9 protein-coding genes, 1 rRNA gene and 1 pseudogene are annotated in these 13,727 nt (G+C 64.2%); 5 read left to right on the top strand and 6 right to left on the bottom strand.

Annotated elements, in window-relative coordinates; translation table 11 throughout:
• Nucleotides 1-22: 22 nt before the first annotated feature.
• Entirely contained in the window at nt 23-1,471 is a 1,449-nt protein-coding gene (gene pdxR, locus RO07_RS05615) for a MocR-like pyridoxine biosynthesis transcription factor PdxR (protein ID WP_039408792.1), read from the bottom strand.
• Between the two features lie 168 nt (nt 1,472-1,639).
• On the opposite strand from pdxR, the gene RO07_RS05610 reads away from it, so the two are divergent.
• Entirely contained in the window at nt 1,640-2,299 is a 660-nt protein-coding gene (locus RO07_RS05610; RefSeq protein ID WP_039408789.1) for a M24 family metallopeptidase, read from the top strand.
• Between the two features lie 576 nt (nt 2,300-2,875).
• A complete protein-coding gene (ggt, locus tag RO07_RS05605; protein WP_418303716.1) occupies nt 2,876-4,498 on the top strand; it encodes a gamma-glutamyltransferase in 1,623 nt (540 codons plus the stop codon).
• A 110-nt stretch (nt 4,499-4,608) separates the two neighbouring features.
• Here ggt and RO07_RS05600 read toward each other — a convergent pair whose 3' ends face one another.
• From RO07_RS05600 to RO07_RS05590, 3 genes and pseudogenes are all read right to left on the bottom strand, one after another.
• The gene (locus RO07_RS05600) at nt 4,609-5,253 is read right to left on the bottom strand and encodes a methionine ABC transporter permease (RefSeq protein WP_039408785.1); all 645 of its coding nucleotides are present in this window, start codon (nt 5,251-5,253) and stop codon (nt 4,609-4,611) included.
• Nucleotides 5,254-5,348: 95 nt separating this feature from the next.
• Nucleotides 5,349-6,149: pseudogene (locus RO07_RS05595) on the bottom strand (methionine ABC transporter ATP-binding protein); the annotation flags it as partial.
• 139 nt (nt 6,150-6,288) lie between these two features.
• The gene (locus tag RO07_RS05590) at nt 6,289-7,110 is read right to left on the bottom strand and encodes a MetQ/NlpA family ABC transporter substrate-binding protein (RefSeq protein ID WP_039408782.1); all 822 of its coding nucleotides are present in this window, start codon (nt 7,108-7,110) and stop codon (nt 6,289-6,291) included.
• A 252-nt stretch (nt 7,111-7,362) separates the two neighbouring features.
• On the opposite strand from RO07_RS05590, the gene RO07_RS05585 reads away from it, so the two are divergent.
• Nucleotides 7,363-8,712, top strand: coding sequence for a serine hydrolase (locus tag RO07_RS05585; RefSeq protein ID WP_237171383.1), 1,350 nt, complete (start codon nt 7,363-7,365; stop codon nt 8,710-8,712).
• Between the two features lie 79 nt (nt 8,713-8,791).
• Here RO07_RS05585 and RO07_RS05580 read toward each other — a convergent pair whose 3' ends face one another.
• Complete coding sequence (locus RO07_RS05580) at nt 8,792-10,306, bottom strand: DHA2 family efflux MFS transporter permease subunit (RefSeq protein WP_039408777.1); 1,515 nt, start codon at nt 10,304-10,306, stop codon at nt 8,792-8,794.
• 323 nt (nt 10,307-10,629) lie between these two features.
• Between RO07_RS05580 and RO07_RS05575 the strand changes: the two genes are divergently transcribed.
• Both RO07_RS05575 and RO07_RS05570 read left to right on the top strand, forming a co-directional pair.
• The gene (locus RO07_RS05575; protein WP_039408775.1) at nt 10,630-12,699 is read left to right on the top strand and encodes an OPT family oligopeptide transporter; all 2,070 of its coding nucleotides are present in this window, start codon (nt 10,630-10,632) and stop codon (nt 12,697-12,699) included.
• Nucleotides 12,700-13,034: 335 nt separating this feature from the next.
• Nucleotides 13,035-13,406 (top strand): hypothetical protein, encoded by a 372-nt coding sequence (locus tag RO07_RS05570; RefSeq protein WP_039414377.1) that lies wholly within the window; start codon nt 13,035-13,037, stop codon nt 13,404-13,406.
• A gap of 160 nt (nt 13,407-13,566) precedes the next feature.
• Here the strand turns inward: RO07_RS05570 and rrf are convergent.
• Nucleotides 13,567-13,679: ribosomal RNA gene (gene rrf, locus RO07_RS05565) — 5S ribosomal RNA — on the bottom strand.
• Nucleotides 13,680-13,727: the final 48 nt, after the last annotated feature.

Here is a 13,727-nt window from a genome sequence, read left to right as displayed (position 1 = left end):
CATCGCTGCGCTTGACGCGGACTCACCGGATCGCCGCCGCATCGACGGCCGCGGCGATCCGCGTTGCGATCTCCGGCAGCCGCGCGTCGTCGAGCGCCGCGTAGCCCAGCACCAGCGCGGGCGGCACTGTCCGTGCCCGCGTGAATTCCGCCAGCCCCTCCACGTAGACGTCCCGCTCACGCAGCGCCGCCACCAGCGCCGCCTCGTCGACGTGCGCGGGTAGCCACAGCACGCAGTGAAAGCCCGCATGCTCGCCGGTGATGCGGCACGGCGTGGTCAGCTTCGCGCGCAACGTGTCGAGCAGAAGATTGCGCCGCCGCAGATAGACGCTGCGCGAGGCGCGCAGATGCCGGGCGAAATCGCCGGCGTCGATATAGCTCGCCAGCGCCATCTGTTCGATCAGGCTGTTCGCCCGGCCCGACGCCGAGCGCAGCAGCGCGATACGTGCAAGCAGCGCCGGCGGTGCGATCAGGTAGCCGATGCGCAGCGACGGGAACAGCGATTTGTTGAAGCTGCTGCAATGAATCACGCGCCCGTGCGTGTCGATGGCCTTGAGCGCCGGCAGCGGCGCACTGCCGTAGCTGAACTCGCTGTCGTAGTCGTCCTCGACGATCCATATGTCGTGACGCGCCGCCCACTCGAGCAACTGCACGCGGCGGTTGATCGACATGGTGGTGCCGAGCGGCGCCTGATGGGCAGGCGTCACGTAGGCGATGCCGAGCATCGCCTCGTCGGCCCGAGCCGCGGCGTCGACGACAAAGCCCTCGTCGTCGACCGGCACGCTCACGCAGCGCGACGGCGGCACGCCAAGCAGCGACGGCAGATTCTTGTAGCCGGGGTCTTCGAGATAGCAGGGAGTGGAAGCGTCGGCGAGGACGTCGGTAATCAGATCGATGGCGTGCCGGATGCCGGTCGTCACGACGATCTCGGAAGCCTCGCACGCGATGCCGCGCGTCACGCGCACGTAGCGGGCAATACTCTCGCGCAGCGGTGCGTAGCCGCGCGGATCGGTGTCGGCGAGTTGCTCGGCGGTGACCGTGCGCAGCGCGCGATTCATGTGTCGACGCCACGCCGGCAGCGAGAACAGCGCCGTGTCGACGGAGCGCCCGGTCTTGAGCGCGAGCGATGCCGCACTCTCAGGCAGCGGCTCGGCCGCCGACGGCGCATCATGCCGGGCATTCGGCGGCGTCATCGTGCCGGAGAGGTCGGCGAGCACTTCCGTCCCCGCACCGACACGGCTCGTCACATACCCTTCGAGCGTCAGTTGTTCGAAGGCCAGTTCCACGATGCCGCGCGACACGCCCCAGCGCTCGGCCAGCGTGCGCGTGGACGGCAGCCGGTCGCCGCGTCGCAACTCCCCGGCCAGAATGCGTTCCCGTACGCAACGGTAGACCCAGGCTTGCCGCGTCTCCTTCTCATGGCGGTCGGCGAGCGGCAATTCGAGCGATTGACTGACGTGGCGTCGGCGCATGGCGGAGGCGGATTCCAAAGTGGCCCAATCGAAGATGCGGAAAATGGCGCTTCGAATTATACAAGTTAGACATTATCCTTATCACCGTGACGCCTGTTCCGCAGAATGCAACGCGGCGGATGTGGCCCCCAAGTACATTCAGTAATCGTCAATCAGTGGAGAGATTCGATGGAGTTGGCACAACGAGAGGCGGTCGGGGCGAAGTTCAGCGCCGCCGCCATGCAACGCGCCCAGGCCCTGACATGGGAAGCGACCGAGAAGATCGCGCAGCTCATCGTACCGGGCATGCGCGAGTCGGAAGCGATTGCCGCGGGCAAGGCGCTGCTCGGCACGCTCGGCATGGACCGCATCTGGCATCCGGTGCTGATCCGCTTCGGCAAGAACACGCTGCGCACGTTCAGCGAACGCAGCGACGACGATCCGATTCTCGGCGACGACGACATCTATTTCATCGACATCGGCGTGGTCTTCGGGGCGCACGAGGGCGATTGCGGGTTCACGCGCACGACCGGGTCCGACCCCGAGATGCAACGCTGCGCCGATGACGCCAAGCGCCTCTTCGACATCGTGCACGCCCACTGGCGCGAGCACGGCGTGAGCGGCCAGGCCCTGTACGAATTTGCGAAGGCGCAGGCCGAGGCCATGGGCTGGGTGCTCAACCTCGATATCAAGGGCCACCGCGTGAGCGACTTCCCCCACGCCATCTACAAGGGCGGCAAGCTCGGCGATCTCGCCGATACGCCCAACGGCGGCCTGTGGATTCTGGAGATCCAGATCGCACACCCGACGCGTCCGTTCGGTGCGTTCTACGAAGATCTGCTCGTCTGACTAACGCACGATGTGGTCACGTCGCACCACATCGCGCCACCACGCGCGCCTCCTGCCCCGTGGTGACCGTGCAACAGCGCCCCGGCAGATTCCCTTATTTTCCTGCCGGTTTGCCACACGCACCGCACGGTGCTTCCCGACAAATGCGCCCCTTCATCTGACCCCGATTATGGCTCGATGCTTGCCCATGAAGGCGCGCAGGCACTTTTGGGAATTGTCCAGAGCCACGTCGATATCCCGCCGTGGCCCGTCGCCCGGACTTTTGGCGCATCTTTCCCCAATTACCCGTTATGCGTTACCGTTCGTCTGTCGACGGAACTTCACGCACGACAGTTGTCCGGCAGCGGAGACATCGCCCCGCCGGGTGCCCCTCTCGGGGACCCGGTCATCGAGCGAGCTGCCCGTCGTGCGCCCGTCGCGCGCGCTGTTGAAGTTTCCCAATCTCGCTCAAGAACGAAAGACACAAAGACGATGAAAAATCCAACCTTCACCAAAGCGCTCCTGGCCACGGTCCTGGGGTGTGCGCTGTTCAACGTTCACGCGGCCTCGCAGGCGCCGGTCGGTGCGGAGAACGGCATGGTCGTGACCGCCCAGCATCTCGCGTCGAAAGTCGGCGTGGACGTGCTCAAGTCGGGCGGCAACGCCATCGATGCCGCCGTTGCCGTGGGTTATGCGCTCGCCGTGGTGTATCCGGCCGCCGGCAACATCGGCGGCGGCGGCTTCATGACGATCCAGCTCGCCGACGGCCGCAAGACCTTCCTCGATTTCCGCGAGAAGGCTCCGCTCGCCGCGACCGCGAACATGTACCTCGACAAGGACGGCAACGTCATCAAGGGCGCCTCGACTACCGGCTATCTAGCCGTAGGCGTGCCGGGCACGGTGTCGGGCATGGAGTACGCGCGTGAGAAATACGGCACGAAAACGCGTCAGCAACTGCTCGCGCCGGCCATCACGCTGGCGGACAAGGGCTTCGTGCTCGATCAGGGCGACGTCGACATGCTGTGGACGTCGACCAAGGACTTCGAGAAAGATCGCGCCAATTCGGGCGCCATCTTCCTGAACAAGGGGCAACCGTTCCAGCCCGGCGAGCGTCTGGTGCAGAAGGATCTGGCGCGCACGCTCAAGCTGATCAGCACCAAGGGCACGGACGGCTTCTACAAGGGCGAGGTCGCCGACAAGCTGGTGGCGTCGATGAAGGCCGGCGGCGGCATCATCACGCAGGCCGACCTCGATCAGTACAAAACGCGTGAGCTCGCCCCGGTCGAGTGCGACTATCGCGGCTATCACGTGGTCTCCGCACCGCCCCCGAGCTCGGGCGGCGTGGTGATCTGCGAGATCATGAACATCCTCGAAGGCTACCCGATGAAGGACCTGGGTTTTCACTCGGCGCAAGGGGTGCACTACACCATCGAGGCAATGCGTCACGCGTATGTCGACCGCAACAGCTATCTGGGCGACCCGGACTTCGTGAAGAACCCGATCGCCCACCTGCTCGACAAGAACTACGCCGCCAAGATCCGCGCCGCGATCAACCCGCAGAAGGCCGGCATCTCGCAAGAGATCAAACCGGGTGTGCCGCCGCATGAAGGCAGCAACACCACGCACTACTCCATCATCGACAAGGACGGCAACGCCGTATCCGTCACCTACACGCTCAACGACTGGTTCGGCGCGAAGGTCATGGCCAACGGTACGGGCGTGCTGCTCAACGACGAAATGGATGACTTCACCGCCAAGGTGGGCGTGCCGAACCTGTACGGTCTGATCCAGGGTGAAGCGAACGCCATCGGCCCGGGTCGTCGTCCGCTCTCGTCGATGAGCCCGACGATCGTCACGAAGGATGGCAAGCCGGTCATGGTGGTCGGCACGCCGGGTGGCAGCCGCATCATCACGGCCACGCTGCTCACGATCCTCAACGTGATCGACTATGACATGAACCTGCAGGAAGCCGTCGATGCGCCGCGCTTCCACCAGCAGTGGATGCCCGAGGCGACCAACATCGAGCGGTTCGCGCTGAGCCCGGACACGCAGAAGATCCTGGAGAGCTGGGGCCAGAAGTTTGCCGGCCCGCAACCGGCGAACCACATCGCCGCGATTCTCGTGGGTGCGCCGTCGCTCGGCGGCAAGCCGGTCGGCAAGAACCGCTACTACGGCGCGAACGATCCGCGTCGCAACACGGGTCTCGCGCTCGGGTATTGATGCACGTGCTTTGATCCGGACGACGCTCGGCGGCGTCCGGATCCGGCATGACGATGGGGCCGCTCGCGCGGCCCCATTTTTTTGTCTGCGCGCTTCCGCCCCTTCCGTGCTCAACGCCGGTGATCGACACGCCGCGCCAGACGCTCACCCGAGAACTGCACCAGCGTGACGAGCGCCACGAGAATCGCGATCACGTTGAACATCACGGCCGTCTCATAGCGCTCGTAGCCGTAGCGAACCGCGAGATCGCCCAGGCCGCCGGCGCCCACGGCCCCGGCCATGGCCGACGCACCGACCATCGCGATGACGGTGACCGTCGCGCCGCCGAGGATCGCCGGCAGCGCCTCGGGCAGCAGCACATGGCGCACGATGTGCCAGCGCCGGCACCCCATCGCGCGCGCCGCTTCGACCAGCCCAGGTTCGATTTCACGCAGCGCGACCTGCGTCACTCGCGCGAAGAACGGAATCAGATGCACCGCGAGCGGCACCACGGCGGCCCACGTCCCCATCGTCGTGCCGACGAGCCAGCGTGTGACCGGCAGCAGCGCCACCAGCAGGATGATGAACGGCACCGCGCGAAACAGGTTCACGATCACCGAAAGCACGCGATTCAGTCGCGGACGCGGCGCCAGACCGCCGAGCGCCGTGACGACGAGCACCACGGCGAGCAGCAGGCCGACCGCGAACACGATGGCGCAGGCGCTCGTGACCATCAGCAAGGTTTCGCCGAAGGCGCGTAGATATTTGTCGATCATGATGAGTGCGGTAACGTGCGGTAACAAGCGTCCGGTTGTCAGACGGCGTGGGCGGCCGCACGTACGGCGGGCCGGGACGGACGCCCCTGCCATGCGTGCTGCAGAGGACGCAGCAACGCGCGAGTGGCTTCGGAGAGCGGATTCGCGAACACTTCTTCCACCGGTCCGAGTTCGGCAATATGGCCCTGATCGAGCACGAGCACTCGCTCGCACGCCTGATGAATGACGCCCATGTCGTGCGTGATGAGCACGACCGTGAGGCCGAATTCGCGCTGCACGTCGCCAAGCAGGGTAAGAATCGCATCGGTCGTCTCCGGATCGAGCGCCGACGTCGCTTCGTCGCACAGCAGGATCTCGGGACGATGCACGAGGGCGCGAGCGATGCCCACACGCTGTTTCTGACCGCCGGAGAGCATGGCGGGATAGGCCTCGGCCTTGCCCGCCAGCCCCACGAGGGAAAGCAGTTCGTTCACGCGCGGGGCGATCCGTGCCTTCGGCACACCGGCTACGCGTAGCGGCAACGCGACGTTCTCGAAGACGGTCTTCGCCGAGAGCAGATTGAAGTGCTGGAAGATCATGCCGATACGGCGGCGCAGATCGACGAGCGCGTCCTCGTCGAGGGTCGCGACATCCACGCCATCGACCTTGACCTGGCCGGTGCTGGGCAACTCCAGCGCGTTGATCGTGCGCAGCAACGTGGACTTGCCCGCGCCGCTGCGACCGATGATGCCGAAGCTCTCGCCGCGCTGCACAGCGAACGAGACATCCTGCAACGCCGCGCTCGACGCCCCCGGGTAGACCTTGCCGAGACCGTCGAAGGTGATGTGGGCAATCTCGCGCGCCGCGGCGGTCGGCAAACGCGTCACGGGTGCCGAGGAGGGTTGTCGTTGCGTCATCGCGAATTCCTTGCGTGATGGAGGCCCGTGACTCGCGGGGGCATGCCCCGCGGTGTCGCCGTCGGCCATGGGTGATCGTGAACGACCGTTAGCCGAGGTGAGCGGCCGGTGTCCGTCGTTCGACGCTCGTCATTCGGCGTCAAAAGGCGGGGACAACCGAGCCCTGGTACTTCGTCTCGATGAACTTGCGCACTTCTTCCGACTGGTACGCCTTGACGAGCGGTGCGACCCACGGCGCGCTCTTGTCCTTCTCGCGCACGGCAATGATGTTGACGTACGGATTGTTCTGGCGCTTCTCCACGGCGATGCCGTCTCGCGTGGCAATGAGTCCGACCTGATAGGCGAAGCTGTTGACGATCGCCGACGCGTCGACGTCGGGCAGCGAACGCGCCAGCACCACCGACGCGCTTTCGATGAACTCGAGCTTGCGCGGATTGGCCGTCACGTCGGCGAGCGTCGCCGTGCCGGTGTACGGATCGAAGCCGTCGCGCAACTTGATCAAGCCGTGGTCGCGCAGGATCACGAGCGCACGTGTCTGGTTGCTGGGGTCGTTCGGCAGGCCGATCTTCGCGCCCACAGGCAGCGCTTCGAGCGATTTGTACTTCTTCGAATAGAAGGCGATGGGCGAAATCAGCGTGTCGCCGACCGACACTATCTTGTAGCCGCGTTGCTTGACCTGATCGCGCAGGAACGGGATGTGCTGGAACGAGTTGGCGTCGAGGTCGCCATTGTTGAGCGCCTCGTTCGGACTTGCCGTGCCGGTGATCACGATCGGCTCGACATTCAGGCCGCGCGATTTCGCGACCTTCGTGACCACCTCCCAGATTTCCTCGTCGACGCCGCCGCGAACGCCGACCTTGAGCGGCTTGTCGGCCGCGTGTGCGCCCATCGTCCCAAGCGCGCCGAAGGCCAGTGCGACCGAGAGGCTGCCGAGCAGGCGAAACAATTGACGGCGTTGCATGAGGTATTCCCCTTATCAGTTGGTGTGAACGGCGCCGTTTGAGGCGAACGCTCAGTCTAGAAAGACGTGCCGCGCACCGTCCAATAACCAATTTTGCAAAGCAAATACGCCGTGCATCGCAGATGCTTTCGTGCGCCTCATGACCGCCACTTGTCATTATTTGTGATACGGGCGCTGAAAATTCAGGAACTCCTCGCGGGAGCTTCGTCCAACGAGTTTGCCCGTGTATTGCACCTCTACGGAACCGCGAAGATGTCTGCCCAGTGGTACCCGCCGCCAAGCCCGCACCTGCCGTCCCCATCGGGGTCTCCTCGCCTGCTGTCCCGTCCGTCATTGCTGCGACAGTTGCCCACACTCCATGGCGTGTCGCCGCGCGCGATTGCGCTGGCGCGTCTGATGCTCTTCGGCGTGATCCTGCTCATCGCGGGACTTCCCATCAGCGATGCGCTGGCAGCCAACGCGCATCAGACGAGCACTGGCAAGCGGCGCCTGGATGCGTCCAAGAAGAAAGCCGTCGCAAAAAAATCGTCGAAAGCGACGCATCGCAAAGCGACTGCGGCGAGTACGTCGAAAAAGCGCACCGCGAGCCACGGTGCGGCTTCGCGTCACGCGACAGCCAAAGGCAAGCCGGCAACAAAGGCGGCGAAAGCAGCGAAGGCAGCGAAGGCAGCGAAGAGCAAGCAGGCATCGCGCCATGCAAGGGCGGTGCAACGACGCAACGCACCGAAGTCCACCGCGGCCCGGACCGCGCAGCGTCATCCCACGCCGAAGGCCGCAGTAGCCAAGGCGCCCTCCGCACAGCTCAGCACCGACGCCAAGCCGCGTCTGCTCGCGCGCTGCGGCTTCACCGCGACGTCGCGCAAGCGCCTGTTCTCGCGCGCGGTCTATATCATCGACGAGAAGACCGGTACCCCACTCTTCGCCAGGAACGCGGACCAGGTGCGTCCGATCGCTTCGCTCACCAAGTTGATGACGGCCGTCGTCTGGCTCGACAGCGCTCCGGCCATGCGCACGCCGCTGCGTGTGACCAACGCCGATCTCGACACGCTCAAGTTCACGCATTCTCGTCTGGCCGTCGGCTCGACGCTCTCGCGCGCTGACATGCTGCATATCTCGCTGATGGCCTCGGAGAATCGAGCCGCGGCCGCGCTGAGCCGCGACTATCCGGGCGGACGCACCGCGTTCGTCAACGCCATGAACGCCAAGGCGCGCGCGCTGAACATGCCGAATACCCGCTTCGAGAATTCGACGGGGCTGTCGCCTCGCAACGTTTCGACGGCGCGTGAGCTCGCACGTCTGGTGCGCGCGTCGAACGATTATCCGTTGATCCGGCGCTATTCCATCGATCATCAACAAAAGGTGCACACGGGCAAAGGCCAGTTGCAGTACGTCAATACGAACCGGCTGGTGCGCTACGGGAAGGTGCACGCGAGCGTGCAGAAGACCGGCTTCATCAACGAGTCCGGGCACAACATGGTCATGCGTGTGATGGTGCACAAGCGACGCCCCGTCATCGTGACGATGCTCGGCAGCGACACACCGGAAGGCTCGCGCCTCGACGGCGTGCGCATTGCGCATTGGCTGTCTTGTTCGTTGAAATGAAACGAAAGCGCGCCCGCGAGGTGGCGGGCGCGCTTAGCGGAGAGCAACAGGCCCCCTGAGCAGGCCGGCTCCGAAACAATCAGCGCGTACGGGCGTGCCAGCGCCCCCATACGGCCGTGGCGAAAAGCAGCAGCGCACCCGCGCCAATCACGGCATCGAAACCTTGATTGAAGGCCGCGTTGGCCAGCGCCGTCAGCGACTCGGCCATCGGTGCAGACAGATGCTCGGCGACCAGTTGCGCTTCGTCGAGACTGTCACGTACGGTGTCCGGCAGCGTCGTCACTTGCGGCACATCCATCGCGCGGCCGTAGACGAACGTCAGCAGGCTGCCCATGAACGTCACGCCCAGCGCCCCGCCGAGTTCGTACGAGACTTCCTCGACCGACGCCGCCATGCCTGCCCGCTCGGGCGGCGCGCTCTGCATGATCGTGCTCGACGCCGCCGTCATCGTCGCACCGACGCCGAGACCGAGCACGGCAAGCGCCAGCGCCCACAGCACGAAGTCCGAGTCGCGAAGGAAGAGATAGCCTGCCATGCCGGCTGCCGACATCGTCAATGCAATCGACAGCAAACGCGTACTCCCCATGCGCGGCAGCATTCGTCCCGCAATCGGGCCGGCAACGAACGCCGCCAGCGACAACGGCATACCGGCCAATCCAGCTTCCAGCGGCGAGTAGCCCATCACCAGTTGCAGGCGCTGGCTGAACACCAACTGCATGCCGATAAGGGCGGCGGCCGCCATGAGCGCGGCGGCCACGGCGCCGGCGAACAACGGGTTGCGGAACAGCGTGAAGTCGAGCAACGGATGCGCGCTGCGCTGCTGACGCTTGACGAACGCCCACAGGAAGATGACGCCGACGAGAGCGGCAATGCCGACCGTCATCCAGTCGGGCGACGTCTTGCCCGCGCTCTTGATCGCGTATGTCACGCCGATCAGGCCGATCATGAAGAGCAGCGAACCGAGCCAGTCCCACGGTTGCTTCGACGTCGCCGCTCCCTTCGGGATCAGCCACCAGGCGACCGGCAACGCGATCAGCACGATCGGCACGTTGATCAGGAAGACCGAACCCCACCAGAAGTGTTCGAGCAACGCGCCGCCGAGGATCGGGCCGAACGCGGCGCCACCCGATGCCACCGACGCCCAGATGCCGATGGCGAGCGCTTGCTCGTGCGGATCGGTAAACGTCAGACGGATCAGCGAGAGCGTTGCAGGCATCATCATGGCCGCGCCCACGCCAAGGAAACCTCGCGCCACGATCAGCACGTTGGCGCTCGGCGCAAATGCGGCCGCCAGCGACGCCACGCCAAACACGACAAGACCGGCAAGGAAGAGTTGCTTGTGGCCAAGGCGATCGCCCAATGTGCCCATGCCGAGCAGCAGACCGGAGACGACGAGCGCATAGGCGTTGACGATCCACAGCTTGGCGGAGGCCGTCGCTGCGAGATCGTGGGTCAGACGAGGCAATGCCGTGTACAGCACCGTCATGTCGATCACGATGAGCAGCAGCGCCACCGACACGACGGCGAGCACCAGCCAGCGGCGAGCGCCGCGTGCCCGGGTTGCCGGATGCGAGGGGGTATGCAGACTGGACATCGGAAAGCTCCTTGATGGGCGCAGATCCCAGAATTCGATGAACCTGCGCGCGAGGGTTCTTCGTTAGGGGAAAACCCGCATGATCCATCAATATTGGTATTGGGAAAAGTTGGAATCTATCCGGGAAATAGATGGATTTGCTGGCAATGCGGAACTTTCGCATCAATATGCGGCGGCAGCGCGGAAATTCGTGCGGACACTGCGGCGAGAGGGGCAGATTCGAACGGTCGTTCTATGTCGGTCGTCAAGACTGGCGGTGCACCAGCGAGGCGCATACAATTTGCGCCACGTTCTCATTGGGCGGAAATCCCCCCTATTCGCACATGGCATCTCATCCGACTCGTATTCCCGACGCAGTGTCGCTCCCCGAGTTGACGTTGCGCGGCATGATTCTCGGCGCACTGATCACCGTGGTGTTCACCGCCTCCAACGTTTATCTCGGCCTGAAAGTCGGGCTGACCTTCTCGTCATCCATTCCCGCGGCTGTGATCTCGATGGCCGTGCTGCGCGCGTTTCGCGGCGGCAACATCCTCGAGAACAACATGGTGCAGACGCAGGCGTCCGCGGCCGGCACGCTCTCGTCGATCATCTTCGTGCTTCCTGGCCTGCTGATGATCGGGCATTGGCAAGGCTTTCCATTCGGCCTGACGCTGGCGATCTGCGCGTCGGGCGGCATTCTCGGCGTGCTGTTCACGATTCCGCTGCGTCGCGCGATGGTCGTCGACAGCGATCTGCCTTACCCCGAAGGCTTGGCCGCGGCGGAAATTCTGCGCGTGGGCAGCGAGGGGGACGAGACGTCGCCGGGCGGCGCCAAGTCGGATAACGCACGTGGCACAGAATCGAGCGGCGTGCGCGAAATCGCGTTCGGTGGCGTGGTGTCCGCGCTGTTCGCCTTTGCGACGACGGGGCTCAAAGTGCTTGGCGAGAGCATCACGGCATGGATTCCCGCCGGCACGGCCGTCTTCCGCCTGACAACGGGTTTCTCGCTCGCGCTGATCGGGGCAGGCTATCTCATCGGGATCGTGTCCGGGCTCGCGATTCTGCTCGGCATCGTGTTGAGCTGGGGCATCGCCGTGCCGGTGTTGACGTCGATCACGCCTAATACGGACGGTCAGGCGATTGCGGCGTTCGCGAATGGATTGTGGCAGCAAAAGGTGCGCTTCATCGGTGCGGGTACGATCGGTGTAGCCGCCGTCTGGACGCTCATCACGCTGGCCAAGCCCATGGTCGAGGGCGTGAAGACGTCGTTCGCCGCGCTGGGGCAGTCGCGTGGTGGACGCGCCGGAAGTGTTGCGCTGGGACGTACGGAACAGGATCTCTCTCCGTATTGGGTGATCGGCTTGACGCTGGTGTGCGTGGCGGTTTGGGTCGTGACGTTCGGCGTGTTTCTCGCGGACGCGCCGCTGTCGTTCGGCGGCATCGCGACACTGGTCGCCTGCAGCGTGGTATTCGCCGTCGTGTTCGGGTTCCTGGTGGCGGCGGCATGCGGGTATATGGCCGGGCTGGTGGGTTCCTCGGCCAGTCCGATTTCGGGCATCGGTATCGTTGCGGTGGTGCTGGTGTCGTTGCTGATTCTCAGCGTCAGTCAGGCAAGCGGACTGGTCGACACGGGCAGCGGCAGCAAGCTCGCCATTGCGCTGGCATTGTTCACGACGGCTGCAGTGATCGCGATCGCCACCATCTCGAACGACAACCTGCAGGATCTGAAGACCGGCTGGCTCGTGGGCGCGACGCCGTGGCGTCAGCAGGTGGCGCTGCTCGTCGGCTGCGTGGTGGGCGCGGCGGTGATCCCACCGGTCTTGAATCTGCTGTACAACGCCTATGGCTTCACCGACGCGCTGCCGCGTGCTGGGATGGATCCGTCGCAAGCGCTGTCCGCACCGCAGGCCATCCTGATGACGGCCATCGCCAAGGGCATCTTCACGCATCGGCTCGACTGGTCGATGCTTGGTATCGGGGCGGTGCTCGGTCTCGCGTTGATCGCTATCGACGCGATGTTGGCCAGGCGCGGTGGTGTCGCGCGCGTACCGGTGATTGCCGTAGGTATCGGCATCTATCTTCCGCCGACGGTGGGCTCGGTGCTGGTCATCGGTGCGTTGCTCGGGTGGATTGCGCAGCGTGTTCTCAAAGCCCGCGCCAAGTCGCAGGGCAAGGACTTCGGGCCGTTCGCCGAAGCGGCGGAACGGCGCGGCGTGTTGCTAGCATCCGGGTTGATCGTGGGCGAGAGTCTGGTCGGCGTTGCGATGGCAATGGTCGTCGGCATTGCCGGATCGGATGCGCCGCTGGCAATTGTCGGCAAGGACTTTGCCACCACGTCGGAATGGCTCGCGCTGATCGTCTTTGCAGGCATTTGCGCGGCGGTGGTCCGGCGGGTGTTGGCGACAGCGCGGTAAGTCTCGCCAACGTTTCCAGGCGCGCCGGGCAGCGGCGGCGGGAGCGTCGCTGCTGCCGGGAGGTTGGGCTCATATCGAAGGTGCCGTGATCACGGCACTTTTTTTGCCTTCATTCAGCGCCGAACAGAATTCAATGCGCACGAGCATGAGCGAAATCTGTTTCACTGACGAGTTCAACGGGTCCTAGTCAGTAGTGGCGCATGGGGATGCTCGCCTCGAGCGTCTATGAAATCGGAAGTACTACGGAAGAGATTCGCTGGCAAAGTACTCGTGCCGTGACCGTCACCTTGCTTTAGCATTTGTTCTTCGCCCCCTTCGAGCATGAGGTCCACCAGATGTCGCTTGAACCACTATTCGTCTCTAACCGGGTTGTCGCCATCATTGTTCCGAAAGCGCCATTCGTCGCGTGGATCAACGCAGCGGATCCTGTCCCGACGACCCCCGCCGTCACACTGGCGAATGCGCAGGCAGAGCCATCGGCCTTTCTGATCCCGACGAACGAAGCCGACGATGTGGACCAGCCTGGCAAGCGTTGGATTCAGCGTTGCTGGAAGGTGCTTTTCGAGCAAATGCTTGAGGACTGGTATACCGATCCAGCGCTATGGCCGCGCAACCTGACTATCAAGATGTTCCGGGAATGGTGCGATATTCGCATTCACTCAATCGTGCTGGACTGCGGCGATACGCCGCTTGAGTACGAGGACTGATCCAGACTCCACTGCGAGGGTGCATCGATCTGGTGAATCAGAGAACTTCGGCCGGCGTGTGGGTTTGTCGCACGACGAAAGCGACGTAAGTCGTACTACTGGTGAGCTCGGCAAAGCAAAAACCCCTTGCTACGAGCGTAGCAAGGGGTTTTTAAGGGGAGCCTGACGATTACCTACTTTCACACGGGAATCCGCACTATCATCGGCGTGGAGTCGTTTCACGGTCCTGTTCGGGATGGGAAGGGGTGGTTCCAACTCGCTATGGTCATCAGGCATAACTTGTATGTTCCGCTGAGGCGCTCAGCGAAACCAATTCGGAAG

Origin of the sequence: Pandoraea pulmonicola (genome assembly GCF_000815105.2) — a bacterium.
Taxonomy (GTDB): domain Bacteria; phylum Pseudomonadota; class Gammaproteobacteria; order Burkholderiales; family Burkholderiaceae; genus Pandoraea; species Pandoraea pulmonicola.
This window is presented reverse-complemented; position numbering and strand designations above follow the sequence as displayed.